Origin of the sequence: Salmonella sp. SSDFZ69 (assembly GCF_004010755.1) — a bacterium.
GTDB classification, from domain to species: Bacteria; Pseudomonadota; Gammaproteobacteria; order Enterobacterales; family Enterobacteriaceae; genus Salmonella; species Salmonella enterica.
Genome location: NZ_CP034831.1, coordinates 872,805 through 895,955, shown reverse-complemented (window position 1 = coordinate 895,955; position 23,151 = coordinate 872,805). Strand labels below are relative to the sequence as shown.

The window sequence follows — 23,151 nt, the reverse complement described above, 5'->3', positions numbered from 1 at the left end:
CACGTAAACCATCGACCTGAGCAGAACGGGATATTATTGTGCTGAACCAGGCAGCATCTTTTTATCAGTAATCAGTCCGTGACGAAGAGCGCATCATAGTCGAAGCCTTTTAATGGCGCGATTTTCATACAATCAACGAGACTGATTAAAACGAAACAGCGGTAACAGGTAATGCCGGGACTGCGCAATGATAGCCTGCAACGTTTCAGATTCCAGCTGACGCCAAAGACGTTGATACCAGATATCTTCGCCTTCGCCGCTCACCATCATGTTGCCTTCATAAGCCTGTAAAAACTTTGTCCTGGCCTTCTGTAAGGTATCATCGTCGTCTAACATGACATCATTTTCAGCGTCATAACAGGCTTTTATCCATGCGCCGCCGCTTTCCGGCAGTACCAATAGCGGAGAAGACATGCCTTCCCGGTAGCCTTCAATCAGTTGCGCCAGATAAACCATTGCCTGCGTTTTATCAAGAGGCGGAAATCGCCACTCTCCCTCTTTGCGCAAAAACAGGCGACTTTCGCCACTCCCGCCGCTGGCACAATAGACAAGGTGTTCCAGCCAAAGTTGCACACCTTGCGCAACGCTGATTAAAGCGGGACGCCAGCGCAATAATCCATCCTCCTGTACCTGCGGTAGCCAGCCGGTTAGCTGAACGCCATTGCAAAGCAGATCCACTTCCAGGCTTTGGCTCGGCTTACGGCAGGCGATGACCCGGCTTGCCAGTTGCTGCATCTCCTGACACTGCGCATCCCAGAATATTTCGCCAAACGCGCCGTAAGGCAACTCTCCCGCAGCCCGGAAACGGCGGAACAAGCGTTCGGCGTCGTCCTCTTCAACCAGCGTATTGAGCAACTGTTGGTTAAGTTGATATCGCGTCAATCCCTCTAATTCAAACGGTTCCGCATCAGGAATCTCACTCTCTTCCGAGCGGAAATTAACCTGAAGCCGCATCTGAAAAAATGCGCGTACCGGATGGGCCCAAAAACGCTGCAGACTTTCCAGAGTCAATGTTTCCGGCATCGTAAAAGGAAGCGGCTGCACAAAGTCAGAATGCGCTTTCCCCGACTGACTCGCCGCAGGCAACCACTCTCTGGCATAACTTTGCTGTTCGCCGGGTTGGTAATTTTGCGCATCAAAAGGCATACGGGTATGCAGACGCGTAATATGCGCTTTAACTCGTGCTTCGCTCTCATCACAGGTCAGCGTTTCGTCGCCCGGCAAATAGTGGCTTTGCCCGATGTAATCCACTAACTCTTGCACCAGTACAGAGGGAAAGCGTTCGCTATTATCCTGGATGGAGCGACCGATGTAGCTGATATACAGCGTCTGCTGCGCCGAGATTAACGCTTCCAGAAACAGGTAGCGGTCATCGTCGCGACGGCTACGATCCCCGCGCATGGGTTTTTGGCTCATCAGGTCAAAGCCCAACGGCGCAAGCTGGCGCGGGTATACGCCGTCGTTCATTCCCAGCAGGCAAACGACTCTGAACGGAATGGAACGCATCGGCATCAGCGTACAAATATTGATGGGGCCCGCCAGGAAGCGCTGGCTAATACGTTCCTGATCCAGACGCTGCGCCAGTTCATCCCGCAGTAGCGAAATCGGTACCGCATCGCCATATTCCGCCGCGACACCTTCGGCGATAATGGCCTGCCACTGCTGTTCAATCAATGTCATTGCCGCTTCCGTGTCCGCATCGGGCAGGAAGAAATCATTGAGCATGTCGCGACAAACGGGCAACCACTCTTCCAGCGGTCGCTCCTGCGCCAGACCGCGCCGCCAGATATTAAGCTGCATCAGCAGCGAAGCCAGATGCCCGACCAGCTCAGCAATCAGACCGCTGGATTCGTCATAAGGCAGAACCGACTGCCACTCGCCCTGGGCGCTTTCCATCGCATACCCCAGCAGCATACGCGTCAGGCCAAATTGCCACGTATGCTGCCCCGTGGCAGGAAGTTCCAGCTCTCGTACGTTGTCATCGTCAATTCCCCAGCGAATGCCTGACTCATTGACCCACAAGCGCAAATAACGCAACCCTTCTTCGTTGATCGTAAAGCGGGCAGCCAATACCGGTACGTCTAACAACGCCAGAACATCCTCGGAGACAAAGCGGCTGTCCGGTAACGAAAGTAGGCTGATAAATGCCTGTAACACCGGATGTGACTGACGCGCCCGCCGATCGGAAATGGCATAAGGCAGATAGAGCTCCGTTGGCGCGCTACCAAATACCGCCTGGATAAACGGGCTATAGCTGTCAATATCAGCCACCATAACGATAATGTCGCGCGGCGTTAGTGTCGGATCGGCTTCCAGCATCGCCAGCAGGCGATCGTGCAGTATTTCCACCTCGCGCTGCGGGCTGTGACAAACGTGAAAAGAGAGGCTGTTATCCTCGGGATCGAGCAGACGCTTATTGTCGCTGCGCGAATACTCCTCAAGATTTACGCCCGCCACCGCATGGCTTTCCAGTTCAAGGATATCCGCCTGAATCCGATGCAAAAGATTATCTGGCGTAATATCAACAAACGCATCCAGCTCCTGGCTGTTTTCCAGTTCAGATAGCAGGTAGATATAATCCCGCCCCAGTTTTCCCCATGAGGCCAGTAGCGGATTACCGATATCCTGTTCACCGTCGCTGTTAAATAAGGCTTCCGGATTCTGATTTTCACGGAACAGCGGTAAATGACGGTCTTCAAAACTGTGACGACGCTGGCGAGCCATGAGTTTTGCCAGCCAGGCTGGGTCTTTAATATCCCCCCAGTAATACCGACACGGATTAGTAAAAAGGAGATGGATTTCAATATGTTTACCCAGCGCCTGCAATGCTCTGAGATACACTGGCGGTAACGCGGAAATGCCGCAAATAAAAACGCGGGACGGCAACCCTGGCGGGCAGGCGGTCGCGCTCTCCAGCGTCTGAATAAAGCGTTGGTAGAGATTGGCGCGATGCCAGCGCGGCTGCCCCAGCGCGGCGGTATATTCCACCAATGCTTTCCACAGCGGCGCCTGCCAGTTTTGCGCCTCCCCCAGACCTTCCACGGTTTTTCCCGCTTCCCACTGCGTAAGCCAGTCAGGCCGATAAACCAGATACTGATCGAACAGGTCGGCAGCGCGCGCGGAAAGCTGAAAGAGTTTGCGTTTATCGGTGTCGTCGGTCAGATAATGGCGCAGCAGTACAAACTCATCCTTATCCAGCAACTGCGGCAGCAAGGTCATCAGTTTCCAGCTCATGCTTTGTTTGCTGAAAGCGCTTTCTTTGGGGATATCCGGCAACACGCGGACAAACATCTCCCAGATAAAACTCGCCGGTAACGGAAAAGCGATATTCGCCGCAATACCAAACTTTTGTGAAAGGGTCATCTGCAGCCACTGCGCCATACCCGTGCTTTGTACCAGAATCATTTCTGGTTCAAAGGGATCATCCAGCCGCTCGCGTTCGACGATGAATTCCATCAACGCTTCCAGCACATCCAGACGATTGGAATGGTAGACCCTTAACATAATTACTCCTGACGATTAACGATTTGGACAATGCAAGCGCGTCATCTGCCCCTGCCTGCCAGAGGGTGAAACCATCGTGACGCTGATGCTGACACATCCCGATTGCGTTGTCTGCATCCGGTTGGCCTTCCAGTCCTCAGCAGGCGAAAATGGATACAGCGCCGTTTGCTGCCACGCCTGCCGCCAGATCTGAAGATACTGGTGTCGTAATGCAAAACTGTGCATTAATACCCGCTGATAGCCTGACAGCGCGGTGACGATCATTACCATTAGAACCATCGCCACTAAAACTTCCGGGAGGCTAAACCCGCGTTGTAAATTCAGGGGATGCGACATAACGCCACCTCTTTTAACGGACAAAAATCGCTCCAGCCGTGGGGAGAAAAGACAATGCTTCCCTGAATGACGTTGCCCAAACGCCATAACGTCATGCCGTCATCTTGCGCCGCCATCACCACCTCATCCTCCGATAATCTCCGCAAACAGACCCTCGCTCCTGAAGGGGAATAGCGCCGACATTCCATTTCGGTTACGCCTGACCATAGCTGCTCCCGCCCCCATTCCAGCGCCGACTGTACGAGCGCCTGGCGTTGTATCGCCAGGCTCTGCGTCGTCACGCGGGCGGCATAGCTGGCCTGCTGCTGATTTACGCCTTGCAGTAGCAGACTACCCAGAATCAGTATTAAAAGCGCCAGTATTAGCGAAGAAGCGCCACGTTCCCGATTCACAGATTAAATCCCGTTACGCTGTATTGCGCGTCAATAACCGTCTGAGGCTCGGCTTTGCTGGCGCCACGCAGATGCAGCATGAGCACTGGCGAGAATCCCGTTATATCCCGGCGCTCAACGGTAAACGCCGTGATGAGTACCGTATTGGGATCGGTCATTTTTTCCCATCCCTTACCCTGGCAAGATGTTGCTCCGCGTAATGTTTCCAGAACGTTATCCTTCATACGGAACCCGGTCTGGTCGGCCTCTTTCGCCGGTATGGTATCCCAGACCCCGTTATTATTCCCGTCCCACTGAACGATGACGCATTGCCCCTGTTCGGCAAGATGTAACCCTTCGCCAATGCAGTGGCCATGACAGTAACCCGCACGTTGAAGATGCTTCGCTACGGTATAGGTTCGCTGCCAGATTTCATCTTCCAGCGATAACTGTCGCGTGTTGTGCCAGATCTCACGCTGTAGCGCCGGTAAAAATCGTGCTGATCCAAGCAGTAAAATGGAACCTATCGCCATCGCCAGCACAACCTCCAGTAGCGAGACCCCCCGCGTGGTTATTGACACGTGGCGGCCTCGTTACGCTCGCATAGCCTGATTCGCCCCCAGGAAGAGACGACCAGACGCCACTCTCCGGCAGCGTTTTTCAGTACGATGTGCCCTGCCCATGCCGTATTGCGCAGGCCAAAGAAGGCTAACGACGGCGTGATATCGGCAAGGACGACATCACGCCAGTCGGGCGTAAACACAAAGGGGGAAGATGGCGTACACGATGTTTGCGTAGCAACAGAGCTGACAAAGCACCATGAACCACCTTCGCTGACCACGCGAAGAATGTGATCGCGGTTATGCCAGTGAGCGTCCTCACGAAGTTGCAGCAGGTAATCCCGCACCTGACATGCGGTTTGCCACAGGCGCTGTTGCTGCTGCCAGCGTTGCCAGCCATAAAGTCCTGTGGCGCTGAGAATGATAATGAGCGACATCGCGACCACCGTTTCAATGAGCGTATAGCCCTGTTGTTTTTTCATGTCGGCAGTATGGCGGGCGGAAGAAAAATAACGAGCGCCAAATACAGATTGTTCGGCGCGTTACGGAAAAAAGTTCATGTCTTGCAGCGCGTTGCAAAATTTCAGGAATCCGCGCCGAAGATTGAAATGAAGGATAAAAAAAACCGACGCGCGATGGCGTCGGTTATGGCAGGATCGTCAGCGCTTAGATAGCGACCGGCGCTTTAATACCGGGGTGCGGATCATAACCTTCAATTTCGAAATCATCGAACCGGTAGTCAAAAAGCGAATCGGGTTTACGCTTAATGACCAACTTCGGCAGCGCGCGCGGTTCACGGCTTAATTGCAGGTGCGTCTGCTCCATATGGTTGCTGTACAGGTGCGTGTCGCCGCCGGTCCAGACAAAATCGCCGACGTCCAGGTCGCACTGTTGCGCCATCATATGCACCAGTAACGCGTAGCTGGCAATGTTGAACGGCAGACCGAGGAACACATCGCAGGAGCGCTGATAAAGCTGACAGGAGAGTTTTCCATCTGCGACATAAAACTGGAAAAAGGCGTGACACGGCGCCAGCGCCATCTTATCCAGCTCGCCGACGTTCCACGCAGAAACGATAATACGACGAGAGTCCGGGTCGTTTTTAAGCTGGCTTAAGACCGTGGCGATCTGATCGATATGGCGGCCATCCGGTGTTGGCCATGCACGCCACTGCTTACCATAAACCGGGCCTAAATCGCCGTTCTCATCAGCCCATTCGTCCCAGATGGTGACATTATTTTCGTGCAGGTAAGCGATGTTGGTATCGCCCTGCAAAAACCATAGCAGTTCGTGAATAATTGAACGTAAATGGCAGCGTTTCGTCGTCACCAGAGGAAAGCCTTCCTGCAGGTTAAAACGCATCTGATGGCCAAAAATGGAAAGCGTGCCGGTGCCGGTACGGTCGTTTTTCTGTGTGCCTTCATCCAGCACTTTTTGCATCAGTTCTAAATACTGTTTCATGGTTCCTCAGGAAACGTGTTGCTGCGGGCGGCGGCGATATGCCCAAACCATCATGATCGCGCCTGCGATAATCATCGGGATAGAGAGAATCTGCCCCATGCTGATGTACTGTACCCACGCGCCGGTAAATTGCGCGTCCGGCTGGCGGAAGAATTCAACAATGATACGAAACGCGCCATAGCCAATCAGGAATAATCCGGAGACTGCGCCCATCGGACGCGGTTTGCGAATAAAGAGATTAAGGATGATAAACAGCACCACGCCTTCTAATGCCAGTTCATACAACTGGGAAGGGTGGCGCGGCAATACGCCGTAGGTATCAAAAATAGGCTGCCATTGCGGATGTGACGGCAGCAGCGCAATATCTTCCGCGCGTGAGCCAGGAAAGAGCATGGCAAACCGGAAGTCAGGATCGACGCGCCCCCACAATTCACCGTTGATAAAGTTGCCCAGACGCCCGGCGCCCAGGCCGAACGGAATTAACGGCGCAATAAAATCAGACACCTGAAAGAACGAGCGCTTCGTGCGCCTGGCGAAGATAATCATCACCAGTATCACGCCAATAAGTCCGCCGTGGAAGGACATGCCGCCGTCCCAGACGCGGAATAAATAGAGCGGGTTATCCAGAAACAGAGGGAAGTTATAAAACAGGACATAGCCAATACGTCCCCCCAGGAAGACCCCCAGGAAACCTGCATAGAGTAAATTTTCAACTTCGTTTTTGGTCCAACCGCTTCCCGGACGGTTAGCGCGACGCACCGCCAACCACATCGCGAAAACGAACCCCACCAGATACATCAAGCCATACCAGTGAAGCGCGACGGGCCCAATTGAGAAAATGACCGGATCAAAGTCCGGAAAATGCAGATAGCTACTGGTCATCTGTCACCACAATTTCTTGTTATTTCGCTGAAGAGATAGCGATTGATAAGCGCGCCTGCGCGTTGCAGACGCTCCAAAGGTGCGAATAATAGCACAAGGGTTAAAAGCGAGATGCCGATTACCGTTAAAAGATATGTATACGCATTGTCTTTCATCTTGCAGGCGTGTTGTCTGCGCCGTGAATCCACAGTCACTCTCTTTTCCCGCTCCAGTCGTTACAACCCTCCGCGAATCAATCCCCCCATCCCGCGGCGCTCCATAAACGCCGCCACCTGATGACGCACTTCGGTCGCCATCTGCGCCTCAAGGCTGCGTCTGGCAAGAGTTTGCGCGTCTTCAAAATCGATATGCCGCAGCAGATATTTCACACGCGCTACCGAACGGCCATTCATTGAAAGATGGCGATATCCCAGACCGATAAGAATCGCCACGCACATCGGATCGCCCGCCATCTCGCCGCACAAGCGAAGATCGAGGCCATTTTTTTCGGCTTCCTGCGCAATCATGGACAGCGCGCGCAGCATAGCCGGATGCAGACTGTCGTAAATACTGGCCACGCGGGTATTGTTGCGATCTACCGCCAGGATATATTGCGTTAAATCGTTGGTGCCGACCGAGATAAAGTCGATCCGGTTAGCCAGATGCGGCAGCATAAATACCATTGACGGCACTTCCAGCATAATGCCGATACGCGGTTTCGGGATCGCATAGCCGATCATCTCCTCGACCTCGCGCCCGGCGCGTTCGATCAAACGCCGCGCTTCATCGACTTCATCAATACTGGTGACCATCGGCAGCAAAATGCTGAGGTTGCCAGTCGCCGCATTGGCGCGCAGCATCGCGCGGACCTGGATCAAAAAGATCTCCGGCTGATCCAGCGTAATGCGGATCCCGCGCCAGCCCAGACACGGGTTCTCCTCGCTGATCGGCATATAGGGCAGTTGCTTATCCGCTCCCACATCCAGGGTCCGCAGCGTCACCGGTTTATCGTTAAACATTTGCAGCATCCCTTGATACTGCGCCACCTGCTCTTCTTCCGAGGGAAACCCGCTTTGCAGCATAAAGGGAATTTCAGTACGGTACAGGCCGATACCGTCGATCCGACTGCCTAACTTTTCCTCATGCTCGGGACTGAGCCCGGCATTCAGCATCACTTTGACACGCTCGCCGCTTTTCAGTTGGGCGGGAAGATTGACGTCGTCCTCCGCCAGACGACTGAGTTCTATCTCTTCACTAATGAGCCGCTGATATTCCTGAATAAGCACGGGTTCAGGATCGACCAGTAATTCACCGCGATAGCCATCCACCACCAACGTACGGCGATGTAGCACCGAAGGTTGGATATCAGCGCCCATGACGGTCGGGATACCGAGCGCGCGCACCATAATCGCCGCATGCGAGTTTGCCGCGCCGTCGCGCACCACAACGCCCGCCAGCCTGTCCTGCGGCAGCTCCGCCAGGGTGGTCGCCGACAGCTCATCCGCGACCAGAATAAAACGTTCCGGCCAGGCGTTTGGCCCCTGAACTGAATCATCAAGGTGGAATAACAGCCGCTGCCCCAGCGTGCGTAAGTCTCCCGCACGTTCTTTGAGGTAGTTATCGGTTAGCGCCGCAAATTGCTCGGCAAATTTTTCGATGATTTTTTTAACGGCCCACTCCGCAACAGCGCCTTTGTCGACCTCGGCGAAGAGTTCGCGACGCAGTCTGGCATCTGAAAGCAGGTGTGAGTACAGATCGAAAATGGCCGCCGTCTCTTTTTGCGCGCCGGCGGCAAAGCGTTTGCTGTATCGTCGGAACTCGTTCGCCGCCTCTTCCAGCGCGCCGGTCAATCGTTCGCGTTCAAGAGAGGTATCCAGCGTAGACGCTTCGTAAACCTGTTCCATCAGCGGCATGGTCGCGTCTTGCCAGCCCGTTGCGATAGCCACGCCCGGCGCCGCAGGAAGCGCGCGGATTCGCGTCTGCCGGTATTGCCCGAACAGCGCTGTGACCTGCGACTGTGACAGGATAGCCGCCATCTGCGTAGCGAGCGTGACGAGGAAAGACTCTTCGCTTTCATCGTACTGGCGCAATTCGCGCTGCTGTACGACCAGCACGCCGAGAAGTTGGCGACGCTGAATGATCGGCACGCCGAGAAACGCGCGAAAACGCTCCTCTTTTACCGAAGGAATGTATTTAAAGCTGGGATGTTTTTGCGCATCGGCAAGGTTAATGGGTTCCGCCAGTCTGCCCACCAGACCGACGATCCCCTCATCAAACGCAAGCGCAACGGTTCGACCACGCGGTTTTTTCAACCCCCGCGTCGCCATCAGGTAATAACAGCGTCGGTCATGATCGGCCAGGTAAACCGAGCAAACCTCTGTATCCATCGCAAGACAGATATCCGTGACCAGAATATTCAGCGCCTCGTTCAGACGCGGCGCACTGGCCACTTTTTCGACTATTTCGCGCAGGCGAGTGAGCATAATTTGCGTGGCTTAACCTCTTTTACGTCGATAAGCAGGCGCGCTTTGTAGCTTAGGGGGATTATCCTGAAGCGCCATGACAACACTTGCAAACTCTTTCATTACCCTGCGGTAGACATCGCGTTTAAATGACACCACTTGTCGAACCGGATACCAGTAACTTACCCAGCGCCAGCCGTCAAACTCCGGCGTACTGCTGGTTTGCATATTGATTTCGGCGTCGGCGCTCATTAACTGCAAAAGAAACCACTTTTGTTTCTGGCCGATACATACCGGCTTTGTGTCCCAACGCACCAAACGTTTTGGTAACTTGTAACGCAACCAGTTGCGAGTAGAAGCAAGGATCCGCACATCTTTACGGCTTAACCCAACTTCTTCAAACAGTTCCCGGTACATCGCCTGTTCTGCCGACTCCCCTGGATTTATCCCGCCCTGCGGGAACTGCCAGGAGTGCTGACCAAATCGCCGGGCCCACATCACCTGCCCCTGACGATTACAAATTACGATACCTACATTTGGGCGGTAGCCATCGTCATCAATCACCGGACTACCTCAACATAAACCTTATATATGAACGATTGTTTCATACTCCAGTGAGGCGGTAAACCACTCTGTAATAGTGACACAGCCTAATAACAATTGAATAACTCACAGTAAATAGCCGAGTTATAAACAGATGATGACGCCCTTGCGCCATTTTATTCACCTTTTCTGTGGATATAGTTGTGAAGAAGTATGGAATTACCACGGGAAAACCCAGAACAGTCTGAATTCCTCATGCGGAAAACAGTAAAAATAGTGCCTTATATTCATTGTGTTATAGACAAATCTTACATGCCACCTTCATAAAGCGTGACAAGCATCACATCTAAGATCCTTATGCTGATGAAAGATCAACCAGCGTCGGTTTTATCCACAGATTGTGCCAATAACTTACGCACTATTTGTCTGAATTTTCGATTTTCGTCGCACGTCAAGGCTGTAAATGGAAACAGTAGTGGCGGTTTTACACAGTTATCCCAACTTTCTGTGGATAACATAGTGTAAGATCCTGTTTATTGTCAGTGACCAGAATTGGAAAACCCGCTTCAGCGTTGCGCAACACGAAGAAACAACACAAAAAAGGCAATAAAAATCAGTCTATTGAATATAAGACACAGAAAAAGATAAACTCTGCCCATACGGTATAAAATCACTGCTCATTTTTTGACCTAAGGTAATTGTCATGTCCGCTCTTTGTCCGCTACTGACTCCGCCTACTTCGGAAGCATTGCTGTTAGCCCAGGCGCGGCAGCTTTCCGGCTATACGTTAGGCGAGCTGGCGGCGATGGCCGGCATTACCACGCCTAAAGATTTGAAGCGAGACAAAGGCTGGATCGGCGTCTTGCTGGAGATCTGGCTCGGCGCCAGCGCCGGGAGCAAGCCGGAGCAGGATTTCGCCGCGTTAGGCGTAGAACTGAAAACCATCCCGGTGGATAGTCTGGGTCGTCCTCTGGAAACAACCTTTGTTTGCGTGGCGCCGTTAACCGGTAACAGCGGCGTGACCTGGGAGACAAGTCACGTACGGCATAAATTGAAGCGCGTGCTATGGGTGCCGGTCGAAGGCGATCGCAGCATACCGTTAGCCGAACGCCGCGTAGGTTCGCCGCTACTCTGGAGTCCGAGTGAAGAAGAGGACAGGCAGCTACGCCTCGACTGGGAAGAGCTGATGGACATGATAGTGCTGGGCCAGGTGGAACGCATTACCGCCCGTCATGGCGAAGTCTTACAACTGCGGCCCAAAGCCGCCAATGCCAGGGCGCTCACCGAGGCTATCGGCGCGCGCGGGGAGCCTATTTTGACGCTACCGCGTGGATTTTATCTGAAAAAAAATTTTACGCAGGCGCTGCTGGCTCGCCATTTTTTATTGCAGAATCCGTAACGTCCATTACACGCAAATGCGCCTCCGCTATGGCTACGCATCGGGCCAGCGCCGGATAAACGTAAGCGTATTGTCGCCGCTATTTTACACCGTTCCTGGTTGCGCAAATTCAGCCTGGGCTTTCGCCCGTCACTCGACGGGCCTATAATTACCGCTTCTTTTTTTGGCAGGACTTTGTTCGATGTTATTTGCATGGATAACCGATCCTAATGCCTGGCTGGCGCTCGGTACGCTGACGCTGCTGGAGATTGTACTTGGGATCGACAACATTATTTTTCTTTCTCTGGTGGTAGCAAAACTTCCTACGGCGCAACGGAACCACGCACGGCGGCTTGGGTTGGCGGCGGCGATGGTCATGCGCCTGGCGCTGCTGGCGTCAATCGCCTGGGTCACTCGTCTGACTAATCCGCTGTTTGAGCTTTTCGGCGAAGCGATTTCCGCCCGCGATCTCATTCTGTTACTGGGCGGGTTATTTTTAATCTGGAAAGCCAGCAAGGAGATCCATGAGTCCATCGAAGGCGAAGAAGAAGGGTTAAAAACCCGGGTTTCTTCTTTCCTGGGCGCAATTGTACAGATTATGCTGCTGGATATTATTTTCAGCCTTGATTCAGTTATCACAGCGGTTGGCCTCTCCGATCATCTGTTTATTATGATGGCGGCAGTCGTTATTGCCGTGGGCGTCATGATGTTTGCGGCACGGCCCATCGGCGAGTTTGTCGATCGCCATCCGTCGGTAAAAATGCTGGCGCTCTCCTTTCTGATCCTGGTTGGCTTTACCCTGATTCTGGAAAGTTTCGACGTTCACGTTCCGAAAGGGTATATCTATTTCGCCATGTTCTTCTCTATCGCAGTAGAGAGCCTGAACCTGTTGCGTAATAAAAAGAATCCGCTGTAATCCTGTCTCGCTCCCCCGCCGGGGAGCGAATACTCACTTTATTTCCTTTCTTCTCACAGATTAAGATTTTGCTGCTTCCGACATGCAGAGCTGCGCGTTATTACTAGACTATTATCAGACATATGATTAACAGACTATTATCAGATGCAGGCTATGTGAGGACAAACGGATGAAAAAGTGGGCAGTTGTAATTTCCGCAGTAGGGTTGGCTTTTGCGGTATCCGGATGCAGCAGCGATTATGTAATGGCGACGAAAGATGGTCGTATGATCCTGACCGATGGAAAACCACAAGTTGACGATGATACCGGTCTGGTCAGCTATACCGATGCACAGGGAAACGAGATGCAAATCAACCGTGACGAAGTGTCTCAAATCATCGAACGTTAAGCGGTGGCCTGTGATCGAGGTCAGCGTTCTGCAAGCCTTCAGGCTGCGTCCCGTAACGGTGCGTGGCGACCACGCCCGGTAACAATTACGCCGCGCAGCCTGCAATTTTACTTTCCCTTTTGCCTTCCCTCTGCCATTTTTATTGTCCTTTGTCGGGAATTTCTGACTTCATAATAAAAAGGAAACGGCTATGCACTATCACCGTATACCCCACAGCTCGCTCGAAGTAAGTACGCTAGGGCTGGGCACAATGACATTTGGTGAACAAAACAGCGAAGCCGACGCTCACGCACAGCTCGACTATGCCATCGCAAATGGCATTAACCTTATCGATGCCGCCGAGATGTATCCGGTACCGCCGCGCCCGGAAACACAAGGGCTGACGGAATCCTATATCGGTAACTGGCTCGCCAAACGCGGCAACCGTGAAAAACTGATCATCGCCAGCAAAGTCAGCGGACCGGCACGTAATAATGATCAAGGCATCCGGCCTCATCAGGCGCTGGATCGTAAAAATATTCGCGAAGCGCTACACGACAGTTTGACCCGGTTGCAGACCGACTATCTGGATTTGTATCAGGTGCACTGGCCGCAGCGCCCCACTAACTGCTTCGGTAAACTCGGCTATAACTGGACGGACTCCACGCCAGTAGTAAGTCTGCTGGAGACGTTAGACGCGCTAAGTGAGTTTCAGCGAGCGGGTAAGATTCGTTATATTGGCGTTTCAAATGAGACAGCGTTTGGCGTTATGCGCTATCTGCATCTGGCGGAAAAACATGACCTGCCGCGTATTGTCACGATCCAGAACCCCTATAGCCTGTTAAACCGCAGCTACGAGGTCGGACTGGCGGAAGTCAGTCAGTATGAAGGTGTTGAATTGCTCGCCTACTCCTGTCTGGCGTTTGGCACATTAACCGGTAAATACCTGAACGGGGCCAAACCCGCAGGCGCGCGGAATACCTTGTTCAGCCGCTTCACACGTTACAGCGGCGAACAGGCGCAAAAAGCCGTTGCCGCCTACGTCGATATCGCGAAGCGTCACAATCTTGATCCGGCGCAGATGGCGCTGGCCTTTGTTCGCCGCCAGCCGTTTGTCGCCAGTACGTTACTGGGCGCAACCACGATGGCGCAGCTCAAGACGAATGTGGAAAGTCTGCATCTGACGTTAAGCGAAGAGGTTCTGGCGGAGATTGAGGCGGCGCATCAGGTTTATACTTATCCGGCGCCGTGATGGTCAGTGCCCGGTGGCGCTACGCTTCCGGGCTTACAGAGACAATGTAAGCCGGATAACGCGCACTCGCCGCCCGGCATATTCACTCAGTATGATGCCTGCCGGCGCTGCCAGATCCACAGCGCCGCGATCGCCAGCGCGAACAGCACGCCAAAGCCGATACCTATCGCCACTGCCGGAACGCCAACCAGCACCGCCAGCGAGTACAGTCCCAGCATTAATAGCATGGCGCTATTCTCGCCCAGATTTTGTACGGCAATGGCATTCCCGGCGCCAACGCTCTTCTTACCGCGCTCCTGGAGCAAAGCGTTGAGCGGCACCACAAAAAAGCCGCCCAGCATACCTATCAACAGCAACAAGGCATAAGCAGGCAGCAATGCGTGCTGTAATGAGAAGATCGCAACCACAACGCCAATCAAAATCCCGGCGGGCATACAGCGCGATACGGTCTCCAGCGTCACCAGTTTTGCCGCCGCGCCCGCGCCGACCACAATGCCTACCGCCACCATGGCGTTCAGGTAAGTCGGCGTGGCGTTATCCGTAATCCCCAGCGCCACCGGCACCCACAGCACCAGCAGAAAACGCAGCGTCACGCCTGCGCCCCAGAATAGCCCGGTCCCCACCAGCGAAAACCGCGTTTCACCGTTACGCCAAAGGACAACGCAAGCGCTGAAGAAACTACGCGTCATCGCCGACAACCGCCAGGATTGTCCTGGACGCGCCGCCACAAGCTTCGGGATAAACAGGTTCGCCGCCACTGCGCCAGCGTAGGCCAACGCGCAGGCAACCAGCGCGGCGATGACATGCCAGTCGGCCAATACGCCGCCCGCGACGGAACCGAGCAAAATCGCCGCAATCGTAGAGGCTTCCATCAGGCCATTGGCTTTCACCAGCTTATCGCCCGTCGTCAGTTCGCCCAGAATACCGTATTTCGCCGGAGAATAAGCCGCCGCGCCGATCCCGACCAACGTATAACCGACAAAAGGATTTACGCCGAGGCAGATACCTGCCGCTCCCGCCAGTTTAAGACCATTGGCGACCATCATCACCCGGCCTTTGGCAAAGCTGTCCGCTATCTGGCCGACAAACGGCGCAAAAAGAATGTAAGCGCCCACAAACACCATTTGCAAAACAGGGTGGCTCCAGTCCGGGTAAAACTGAGCTTTCAGCAGTGCCAGCGTCGCGAACAGCAGCGCATTATCGCCAAAAGCCGAGAGAAACTGCGCGACAATTACCGACAGCATCCCTTTCGACCAGATGGAGGTGTTAGTACGTACTGACTCACTCATGATGTTGTTCCGGCGCATCCACCCAACTTTTCAGCGTCACAAAATCGGGTTTCCCGCTGCCAAGCAAGGGAAGCTGTTTCAGATAACGGATATCACGCGGGACGGCAAGTTCCGGAATACCGTGTTCACGGGCATAGTGCTGTAATTTTTCTCGGGTGAGTTCGCTGTCAGTCGTAAACAGTACCAGCGCTTCACCTTTGCTGGCATCGCTTTTAATGGCGGTAGCGTGCATTTTGTCCGCCGAAACGCCAAGCGCCAGTTGCTCGACCATCTCCAGCGAGACCATTTCGCCAGCAATTTTCGCAAAGCGTTTCGCGCGCCCCTGAATCTGCACAAAACCATTTTCATCGAAGCGTACAATATCGCCCGTGTCGTACCAGCCGCGCTCAGTTTCGCCTCTGGCGTTTTCCGCCGACGGCACCTCCAGCACGCCCGGTTTTTCCACGCGCAGATAGCCATTCATGATATTCGGCCCTTTCAGCTGTAGCCGACCGCCGTTTTCAATACCGGGCACCGCCAGCAGACGCGCGTCCATGCCAGGCAGAATGCGGCCAACAGTGCCAGGCTTAGCCGCCATCGGCACGTTAATCGAGACTACTGGCGCGCATTCCGTTACCCCGTAGCCCTCAAGAATGCGCAGACCGAATTTATCCTGCCACAGTTGTTTGGTGCTCTCCTGAAGTTTTTCCGCACCGGCCACCACATAGCGCAGGCGATAAAAATCATACGGATTGGCAAAGCGCGCATAGTTGCCGAGGAAGGTTGACGTACCAAACAACACGGTACAGTTACGGTCATAGACCAGTTCCGGCACAATGCGGTAGTGCAGCGGACTTGGATAAAGAAACACTTCCGCGCCGGTCAACAACGGCGTAAACAGGCCCACCGTCAAACCGAACGAGTGAAAGAGCGGCAGCGCCGACATAAAACGGTCATTGGCGGTGAAATCCGCAATCGTTTTTATCTGCTCGACGTTCGCCAGAATGCTTTTATGGCTGTGCACCACCCCTTTCGGGTGCCCTTCCGAGCCGGAAGTAAAAAGAATAATCGCCTCGTCTTCCGGCTGCTGTTTTACCTGCGCCAGTCGCGGCGCCAGGAGGTGGGCAAAAATCCACAGCTTGTCGGCGAGTGTGACGTCCGCTTTTAAATCTTCCAGGTAAACCCAGCGAGCCTGCGTTAGCTGTTCCGGCAGGTGCCACAATTTACCTTTATCGAGGAACTGGCGGGAGGTAAAAATCGTTTTAATTTCCGCCGCGGTAATCGCGCTGGTCAGCCCTTTTACCCCCGCCGTGTAGTTCATCATGGCCGGAATGCGGCGACGAGAAACCGCGCCGAAAATCACCGCCGCGCTGATGGCGGCATTCGGCAGCATTAAACCGATTTTCTCGCCCTCAACGCTGTACTTTTCCAGAATCCGGCCAACAAAAAGCGTCTTGGTCAGTAACTTACGATACGTATCCGGGGTAAAGTTAATGTCCTCAATACAGTTTTTACCCGCGCCGTAACGATATTGCGCCGCCAGCAACGATTCGTATAACGTCTCGCGCGGGCGCACCGCCATACGCGCTTCCATCATGATCTGGTGCAGCATCTCACCCGCTATTTTACGCCTGTCGCGCGCGCGCGGCGCTTCCGGCATCGGTATTTGCGTCGGCGGTAAAATATGAAGCTGAATGCGGGGGAATAAGCGCCGTTTAACCAGACCTTTCAGGCGACTGAAAGGCGTAAGCTCCGCGCCGTCAATGCGGAGCGGAATGACGGTTGCGCCCGATTTTGCCGCCACAAAGCCTGCGCCGTCATAAATTTTCATCAGCGAACCGGTCACGGAAATCCGCCCTTCCGGGAAAATCACCACTGGACGCCCCTGCTCCACCAGACGCACCAGGTGTTTAATGGACATGGGTTTAGTGGGATCGAGCGGTACAAAATCGATCAGCGGCGTTAACCAGCGCATATACCATTGCTGGCTGATGGAGGTATATACCGCAAAGACAGGCCGTACCGGCAAAAACAGCGCCAGTAGCATACCATCGATAAATGAAACGTGATTGGGGGTAATTAAGACCCGGTTCCCCTGTAGCGCCCGGACATCGCCAGTGACGCGCACACGATAAAGCACGCGAAACAGGTTACGGAAAAATCCAAACAGCATTTCAACTCCCTTTGGCCGACAATTCGCTAAAACATGAATTGTGGCAGATTACACGAGTTGCGTAACAGGAGCGATAGCAAAATAGGTTCGAAAAAAAACCTGCGCATCCGCGCAGGTTGGTGCAAGAGACAGGTACGAAGAGCGTACCGAATAATCTCACCAATCAATACCTCTGGGATCTTGATTGTGGGCTTCGCGCGTCTGCATCGCCAGTCCGAAAACGCAAAGGAATAAACGGAAATGCAACGAGTTGTGTAAATTATCCGTTACTGTTACAGGTTCAGGCGAAACAAAAAAAAACCTGCGCATCTCTACGCAGGTTGGTGTAATTCGTGTGATCAACAATGACGTTGATTCCACCTATCAATACCTCTGGGATCACCACTCTATCAACCTGACTCGCTGGCCTGCCAGCAGACAATCGCAACAGCGCTTCGCAAACTGTAACGAAAGATTTGTATTGTCACTTTACAGACGCATTTCTCCCGTGCAGGTCACATTTGCCCGACACGGCGGGGCAAGAGGCTTGAACAGAGGTTCATTTTCCGTAAAACTGGCGTAATGTAAGCGTTTACCCACTATAGGTATTATCATGGCGACCATAAAAGATGTAGCCCGACTGGCCGGTGTTTCAGTCGCCACCGTTTCTCGCGTTATTAACGATTCGCCAAAAGCCAGCGAAGCGTCCCGGCTGGCGGTGACCAGCGCAATGGAGTCCTTGAGCTATCACCCTAACGCCAACGCGCGCGCGCTGGCACAGCAGGCAACGGAAACCCTCGGTCTGGTGGTCGGCGACGTTTCCGATCCTTTTTTCGGCGCGATGGTGAAAGCCGTTGAACAGGTGGCGTATCACACCGGCAATTTTTTACTGATTGGCAACGGGTATCATAACGAACAAAAAGAGCGTCAGGCTATTGAACAGTTGATTCGTCATCGTTGCGCAGCGTTAGTGGTACACGCCAAAATGATTCCGGATGCGGACCTGGCCTCATTAATGAAGCAAATCCCCGGCATGGTGCTGATTAACCGCATTTTACCGGGGTTAGAACACCGCTGTGTCGCGCTGGATGACCGTTACGGGGCATGGCTGGCGACCCGGCATCTGATCCAGCAAGGTCATACGCGTATTGGGTATATCTGTTCCAATCACACTATCTCTGATGCCGAAGATCGCCTGAGGGGCTATTACGATGCGCTGGCGGAAAGCCATATCCCGGCTAACGATCGGCTGGTGACGTTCGGCGAACCGGATGAAAGCGGCGGCGAGCAGGCGATGACTGAGTTATTAGGTCGCGGCAGAAATTTTACCGCGGTGGCCTGCTATAACGACTCGATGGCGGCCGGCGCGATGGGAGTATTAAATGATAATGGCGTGGGGGTGCCGGGCGAAGTATCACTCATCGGTTTTGATGATGTACTGGTCTCACGCTATGTGCGTCCCCGACTGACCACCATTCGGTATCCGATCGTCACCATGGCGACACAGGCGGCGGAGCTGGCCTTAGCGCTGGCAGGGAAATGCCCTACGCCAGAAGTAACTCATGTATTTAGTCCGACACTGGTACGCCGACATTCGGTGTCCACGCCGACGGATACCGGGCACCTGTCGACAACCGATTAATCAGAGTAGCATGATGGCGACAATGCTGGATGTTTCCCGCCATGCGGGCGTATCAAAGGCCACCGTCTCACGAGTGCTGAATGGGACGGGGCAGGTAAAAGAAAGCACGCGCCAGAAAGTGTTTACGGCGATGCAGGCTCTGGACTATCGCCCCAACCTGCTGGCACGCTCGCTGGCGAATCGCACCAGCAACAGCATCGGTCTGGTCGTCTCTACGTTTGACGGCTTCTATTTTGGCAGTTTGTTGCGCCGGGCGTCGCGCCAGGCGGAGTTTCATAACAAGCAGTTGATCGTCACCGATGGTCACGATACGCCGGAACGAGAGCAGAAAGCCGTACAAATGTTGGCCGACAGACAGTGCGACGCTATTATTCTTTACACTCGCTATATGGATGAGCCGGCGATTTTGTCGTTGATTGACGCCACGGAAATGCCGCTGGTGATTATTAATCGCAACGTCACTCAGGCCCGCGATCGCGCTATTTTCTTCGAGCAGGAGACGGCGGCATTCCAGGCGGTGGAATATCTGATTACGCAGGGCCATCGCGATATCGCCTGTATTACGCTGCCTGTTCATACTCCCACCGGCACATCACGCGTAGCGGGTTATCGCAAGGCGCTGGAAAAATATGGCATCCCCTGGCAACCGGCAAAAGTGAAATACGGCGATTACACGCTGACGCGCGGCTATGACGCCTGCCGGGAATTACTGGAGGAAGGCGTCACGTTTAGCGCGCTATTCGCCTGTAATGATGACACGGCGCTGGGCGCGGCAAAAGCGCTGCGCCAGGCCGGATTACGCATCCCGCAGGATGTGTCGCTGTTTGGTTTTGACGATGCGCCGGGCGCAACCTGGCTTGAACCGGGGCTTTCAACAGTCTATTTACCCATCGAGGATATGATAGCCACCGCGATCGATCAGGCTGTTCGTCTGGCGAACAGCGAGCCGGTCGCCCCGATCCCGCCCTTTACCGGCACGCTGATTCTGCGCGAGTCCGTCGCCGCGGGCCCGTTTTTTCAACGTCCGGCCTAATGATGCGCTTCAGAGCATCTCCAGCGCTAACAGCTCTTCAATGGTCTGACGACGGCGGATCAGCCGCGCCTGTCCATTGTCAAACAGCACTTCCGGCAGGAGCGGGCGGCTGTTGTAATTCGATGACATAGACGCGCCGTACGCGCCGGTATCGTGCAATACGAGGTAATCGCCGGGGATGACCGCAGGTAAGGCGCGTGTTTCAACCATTCCCCCTTCCTGCTGCGTAAAAACATCGCCTGATTCGCATAGCGGCCCGGCGACCACCGTCTCGACCCACGGGCCATTTTCAAGCGCGCGACCATCCGCCGCCAGCGCCGAAATACGGTGATAGCTACCGTACATCGCCGGGCGCATCAGATCGTTAAAACCCGCATCTACCAGCACGAAATGGCGGCTTCCCATCTGTTTTACGCTACGCACCTGCGTTACCAGCACGCCCGATTGCGCCACCAGAAAACGTCCGGGTTCGATCTCAAGTTTGACCGCATGTCCCAGATGGCGGGCGATTTGCTCGCGCGCCGCGTTCCACAGACCATAGTAATGGCGCGTATCAACGGGCTCTTCTCCCTCATGATAAGGTATCGAGAGTCCGCCGCCTGCCGAAATCGCCTCCACATCCTGACCACATTCCAGCACCTGGCGTACCATCGCGCCGCAAACCTGCTCCAGATGGCCATAATCGACGCCGGAACCAATGTGCATATGGATACCGACAAGTTTCAGTCGGTATTTCTGCATTACCGCCAGCGCCGCCGGAAGATCGCTATGCCAGATGCCGTGTTTGCTGTTTTCGCCCCCGGTGTTGGTTTTCTGGCTGTGGCCGTGACCAAAGCCAGGATTCACGCGCAACCAGACGCGATGCCCAGGCGAAACCTGACCAAGCTGCGTCAGCATATCTACCGAGCCGGCATTGACCGAAATATGCAGTTCACTGACGCGCGCCAGCGTGGCGGCGTCAATCACATCGGCGGTAAAAACGATATCATCAGGGCACGTTTGCGGATCGTAGCCCGCCGCCAGCGCACGTTCGATCTCCCCCAATGAAACAGAATCCACCTTGACGCCCTGCGCGCGCATTAAGCGCAGGATATGAATGTTCGAACAGGCTTTTTGCGCAAAACGCACGACGTCAAACTGCTGCAGGGCGGCTATCTGACGGCGAATAATGTGCGCGTCATAGACCCAGACCGGACAGCCGAATTCAGCAGGCAATCTGAGCAAATTTTCAGCGTTAAGGTCAGTTTCAGCGTGATAATGCGGCAATGACATAACAAACTCCGGAACAGGCTTTTTAACGATTACGCCATACCTTAGAAAGAATAAAAAATATCGTTTTATTGTCAGTCTATGCAAAAATGATATGGGATAAATGATTCAGGGAAACGTATGGCTGCCGTTAATTTACGTCACATTGAAATTTTTCATGCCGTAATGACCGCCGGAAATCTCACCGAAGCGGCGCGGCTGCTGCATACCTCGCAGCCTACCGTCAGTCGCGAGCTGGCGCGTTTTGAGAAAGTGCTGGGATTAACGCTGTTTGAGCGCACACGCGGGCGCTTACATCCGACGGTGCAAGGGCTACGCCTGTTCGAAGAGGTACAACGCTCCTGGTATGGGTTGGATCGCATCGTCAGCGCGGCGGAAAGTCTGCGCGAGTTCCGTCAGGGCGAACTCTCTATCGCCTGCCTGCCGGTCTTTTCACAATCCTTTTTGCCGCCGCTACTACCGCCTTTTCTGGCGCGTTATCCGGATGTCAGCCTGAATATTGTGCCGCAGGAGTCGCCGTTGCTGGAAGAGTGGCTCTCCGCTCAGCGCCACGATTTAGGGCTGACGGAGACGCTTCATGCCCCGGCAGGAACAACCCGTACCGAGTTACTAACGCTAAATGAAGTGTGCGTACTGCCCTGCGACCATCCGCTTGCCGCCAAAACGGTACTGACGCCAGACGATTTTCAGGGGGAAAACTTTATCAGCCTCTCCCGCCTGGACAGCTATCGACAGTTGTTGGATACGTTATTTGCCGAACATCAGGTGAAGCGCAGAATGGTGGTGGAAACGCATAGCGCGGCCTCCGTCTGCGCGATGGTGCGCGCCGGGGCGGGCGTTTCGATCGTTAACCCGCTGACCGCGCTGGACTATGCCGCCAGCGGCGTCACCGTTCGCCGCTTCAGCATTGACGTGCCCTTTACCGTCAGCCTGATTCGCCCGCTACACCGCCCCGCCTCCGCGCTGGTTGACGCCTTCAGTAAGCATTTACAAACGCATCTTTCGCGCCTGGTCGAACCGCTGGAGGTTATTCTGGGGCCGATGACGAAAGCATAAAGCTCACGGCATCTGCGGCATGAATTGCCGTGGTATCGAAAACCGGTAGCGCGCTTTGCGTCTGGGGAACAAGCAAACCTATTTCAGTGCAGCCAAAAATAACGCCCTGCGCGCCTTGCGCAGCCAGTTGTTCGATAACCTGTAAATAATAGTGGCGCGACGCGTCAGTGAATGTCCCCTGACAGAGCTCGTCAAAAATGACCTGATTGATACGCGCCCGATCGTCCGCCTCCGGCACGATGGTCTCAATCGCAAATTGCTGTTCCAGCCGCCCGCGATAAAAATCCTGCTCCATCGTATAGCGGGTCCCTAATAGCGCCACGCGATGCAACCCCTGACGGGCGATGGCTCGCCCGGTAGCATCCGCGATGTGTAGGAAAGGCAGAGAACAACGAGATTCAATAATGTGCGCGATTTTATGCATGGTGTTGGTACACAGCACAATACCTTCTGCGCCCGCCTGCTGTAACCCCTGCGCGGCCTGCGCCAGGATATCGCCCGCTTTATCCCACTCGCCGCGGCGTTGACATACTTCAATATCGTGGAAATCTACGCTATGCAGCAGTAAGCTCGCCGAGTGCAGGCCTCCCAGCTGCTGTTTAATGCCTTCATTGATTAAACGGTAATAAGGGATAGTCGATTCCCAGCTCATACCACCCAACAGTCCGATCGTTTTCACTGCGCTCTCCTTTTTGTAAAGCATTATGGCAGTGAAGCAAA

At 54.1% G+C, this 23,151-nt stretch carries 20 protein-coding genes; 7 read left to right on the top strand and 13 right to left on the bottom strand.

The genetic code is table 11. The annotated features are described in order from the left end of the window. Positions 1–132 precede the first annotated feature (132 nt). From recC to rppH, 9 genes are all read right to left on the bottom strand, one after another. Positions 133–3,504 carry an exodeoxyribonuclease V subunit gamma gene (gene recC, locus EOS98_RS04450; RefSeq protein ID WP_126523854.1) on the bottom strand — a complete coding sequence of 1,124 codons (3,372 nt, stop codon included), beginning with the start codon at positions 3,502–3,504 and terminating at the stop codon, positions 133–135. 15 nt (positions 3,505–3,519) lie between these two features. After that, positions 3,520–3,840, bottom strand: coding sequence for a prepilin-type N-terminal cleavage/methylation domain-containing protein (locus EOS98_RS04445; RefSeq protein WP_000019291.1), 321 nt, complete (start codon positions 3,838–3,840; stop codon positions 3,520–3,522). Then, entirely contained in the window at positions 3,825–4,232 is a 408-nt protein-coding gene (locus EOS98_RS04440; RefSeq protein WP_079972864.1) for a DUF2509 family protein, read from the bottom strand. The genes EOS98_RS04445 and EOS98_RS04440 overlap by 16 nt, the downstream gene beginning before the upstream one ends. Further along, positions 4,229–4,792 (bottom strand): prepilin peptidase-dependent protein, encoded by a 564-nt coding sequence (locus EOS98_RS04435; RefSeq protein ID WP_050196624.1) that lies wholly within the window; start codon positions 4,790–4,792, stop codon positions 4,229–4,231. The genes EOS98_RS04440 and EOS98_RS04435 overlap by 4 nt, the downstream gene beginning before the upstream one ends. Continuing rightward, positions 4,783–5,253: a prepilin peptidase-dependent protein gene (locus EOS98_RS04430; RefSeq protein WP_000744668.1), complete on the bottom strand. Its 471-nt coding sequence runs from the start codon at positions 5,251–5,253 to the stop codon at positions 4,783–4,785. Before EOS98_RS04430 ends, EOS98_RS04435 begins: the two co-directional genes overlap by 10 nt. A gap of 184 nt (positions 5,254–5,437) precedes the next feature. Next, positions 5,438–6,232, bottom strand: coding sequence for a thymidylate synthase (gene thyA, locus EOS98_RS04420; protein WP_000816247.1), 795 nt, complete (start codon positions 6,230–6,232; stop codon positions 5,438–5,440). Positions 6,233–6,238: 6 nt separating this feature from the next. Next, entirely contained in the window at positions 6,239–7,114 is an 876-nt protein-coding gene (lgt, locus tag EOS98_RS04415; protein WP_000204645.1) for a prolipoprotein diacylglyceryl transferase, read from the bottom strand. Positions 7,115–7,329: 215 nt separating this feature from the next. Further along, complete coding sequence (ptsP, locus tag EOS98_RS04410; protein WP_000957888.1) at positions 7,330–9,576, bottom strand: phosphoenolpyruvate--protein phosphotransferase; 2,247 nt, start codon at positions 9,574–9,576, stop codon at positions 7,330–7,332. Between the two features lie 12 nt (positions 9,577–9,588). Beyond that, positions 9,589–10,119: an RNA pyrophosphohydrolase gene (gene rppH, locus EOS98_RS04405; RefSeq protein WP_000564481.1), complete on the bottom strand. Its 531-nt coding sequence runs from the start codon at positions 10,117–10,119 to the stop codon at positions 9,589–9,591. A gap of 682 nt (positions 10,120–10,801) precedes the next feature. Between rppH and mutH the strand changes: the two genes are divergently transcribed. From mutH to EOS98_RS04385, 4 genes are all read left to right on the top strand, one after another. Then, on the top strand, positions 10,802–11,497 hold the full coding sequence (mutH, locus tag EOS98_RS04400) for a DNA mismatch repair endonuclease MutH (protein WP_126523852.1): 696 nt from the start codon (positions 10,802–10,804) through the stop codon (positions 11,495–11,497). A gap of 181 nt (positions 11,498–11,678) precedes the next feature. Beyond that, the gene (locus tag EOS98_RS04395; protein ID WP_000895635.1) at positions 11,679–12,392 is read left to right on the top strand and encodes a TerC family protein; all 714 of its coding nucleotides are present in this window, start codon (positions 11,679–11,681) and stop codon (positions 12,390–12,392) included. A 169-nt stretch (positions 12,393–12,561) separates the two neighbouring features. Continuing rightward, positions 12,562–12,780 carry a YgdI/YgdR family lipoprotein gene (locus tag EOS98_RS04390; protein WP_000758662.1) on the top strand — a complete coding sequence of 73 codons (219 nt, stop codon included), beginning with the start codon at positions 12,562–12,564 and terminating at the stop codon, positions 12,778–12,780. Positions 12,781–12,970: 190 nt separating this feature from the next. Next, positions 12,971–14,011: an NADP(H)-dependent aldo-keto reductase gene (locus EOS98_RS04385; protein WP_000558960.1), complete on the top strand. Its 1,041-nt coding sequence runs from the start codon at positions 12,971–12,973 to the stop codon at positions 14,009–14,011. Between the two features lie 86 nt (positions 14,012–14,097). Here EOS98_RS04385 and lplT read toward each other — a convergent pair whose 3' ends face one another. Beyond that, positions 14,098–15,300, bottom strand: coding sequence for a lysophospholipid transporter LplT (lplT, locus tag EOS98_RS04380; protein ID WP_126523851.1), 1,203 nt, complete (start codon positions 15,298–15,300; stop codon positions 14,098–14,100). Beyond that, complete coding sequence (aas, locus tag EOS98_RS04375; protein WP_126523850.1) at positions 15,293–17,452, bottom strand: bifunctional acyl-ACP--phospholipid O-acyltransferase/long-chain-fatty-acid--ACP ligase; 2,160 nt, start codon at positions 17,450–17,452, stop codon at positions 15,293–15,295. Before aas ends, lplT begins: the two co-directional genes overlap by 8 nt. Positions 17,453–18,044: 592 nt before the next feature. Here aas and galR point away from each other — a divergent pair. Then, positions 18,045–19,073 (top strand): HTH-type transcriptional regulator GalR, encoded by a 1,029-nt coding sequence (gene galR, locus EOS98_RS04360; protein WP_000201030.1) that lies wholly within the window; start codon positions 18,045–18,047, stop codon positions 19,071–19,073. A gap of 10 nt (positions 19,074–19,083) precedes the next feature. After that, a complete protein-coding gene (locus EOS98_RS04355; protein ID WP_000968338.1) occupies positions 19,084–20,106 on the top strand; it encodes a LacI family DNA-binding transcriptional regulator in 1,023 nt (340 codons plus the stop codon). 9 nt (positions 20,107–20,115) lie between these two features. Here EOS98_RS04355 and lysA read toward each other — a convergent pair whose 3' ends face one another. Next, positions 20,116–21,378: a diaminopimelate decarboxylase gene (gene lysA / locus EOS98_RS04350; RefSeq protein ID WP_061383827.1), complete on the bottom strand. Its 1,263-nt coding sequence runs from the start codon at positions 21,376–21,378 to the stop codon at positions 20,116–20,118. A gap of 117 nt (positions 21,379–21,495) precedes the next feature. Between lysA and EOS98_RS04345 the strand changes: the two genes are divergently transcribed. Then, complete coding sequence (locus tag EOS98_RS04345; protein ID WP_000741798.1) at positions 21,496–22,431, top strand: LysR family transcriptional regulator; 936 nt, start codon at positions 21,496–21,498, stop codon at positions 22,429–22,431. Here the strand turns inward: EOS98_RS04345 and EOS98_RS04340 are convergent. Next, the gene (locus EOS98_RS04340) at positions 22,403–23,110 is read right to left on the bottom strand and encodes an aspartate/glutamate racemase (RefSeq protein WP_000848629.1); all 708 of its coding nucleotides are present in this window, start codon (positions 23,108–23,110) and stop codon (positions 22,403–22,405) included. The two genes, EOS98_RS04345 and EOS98_RS04340, sit on opposite strands and share 29 nt — an antisense overlap. Positions 23,111–23,151: the final 41 nt, after the last annotated feature.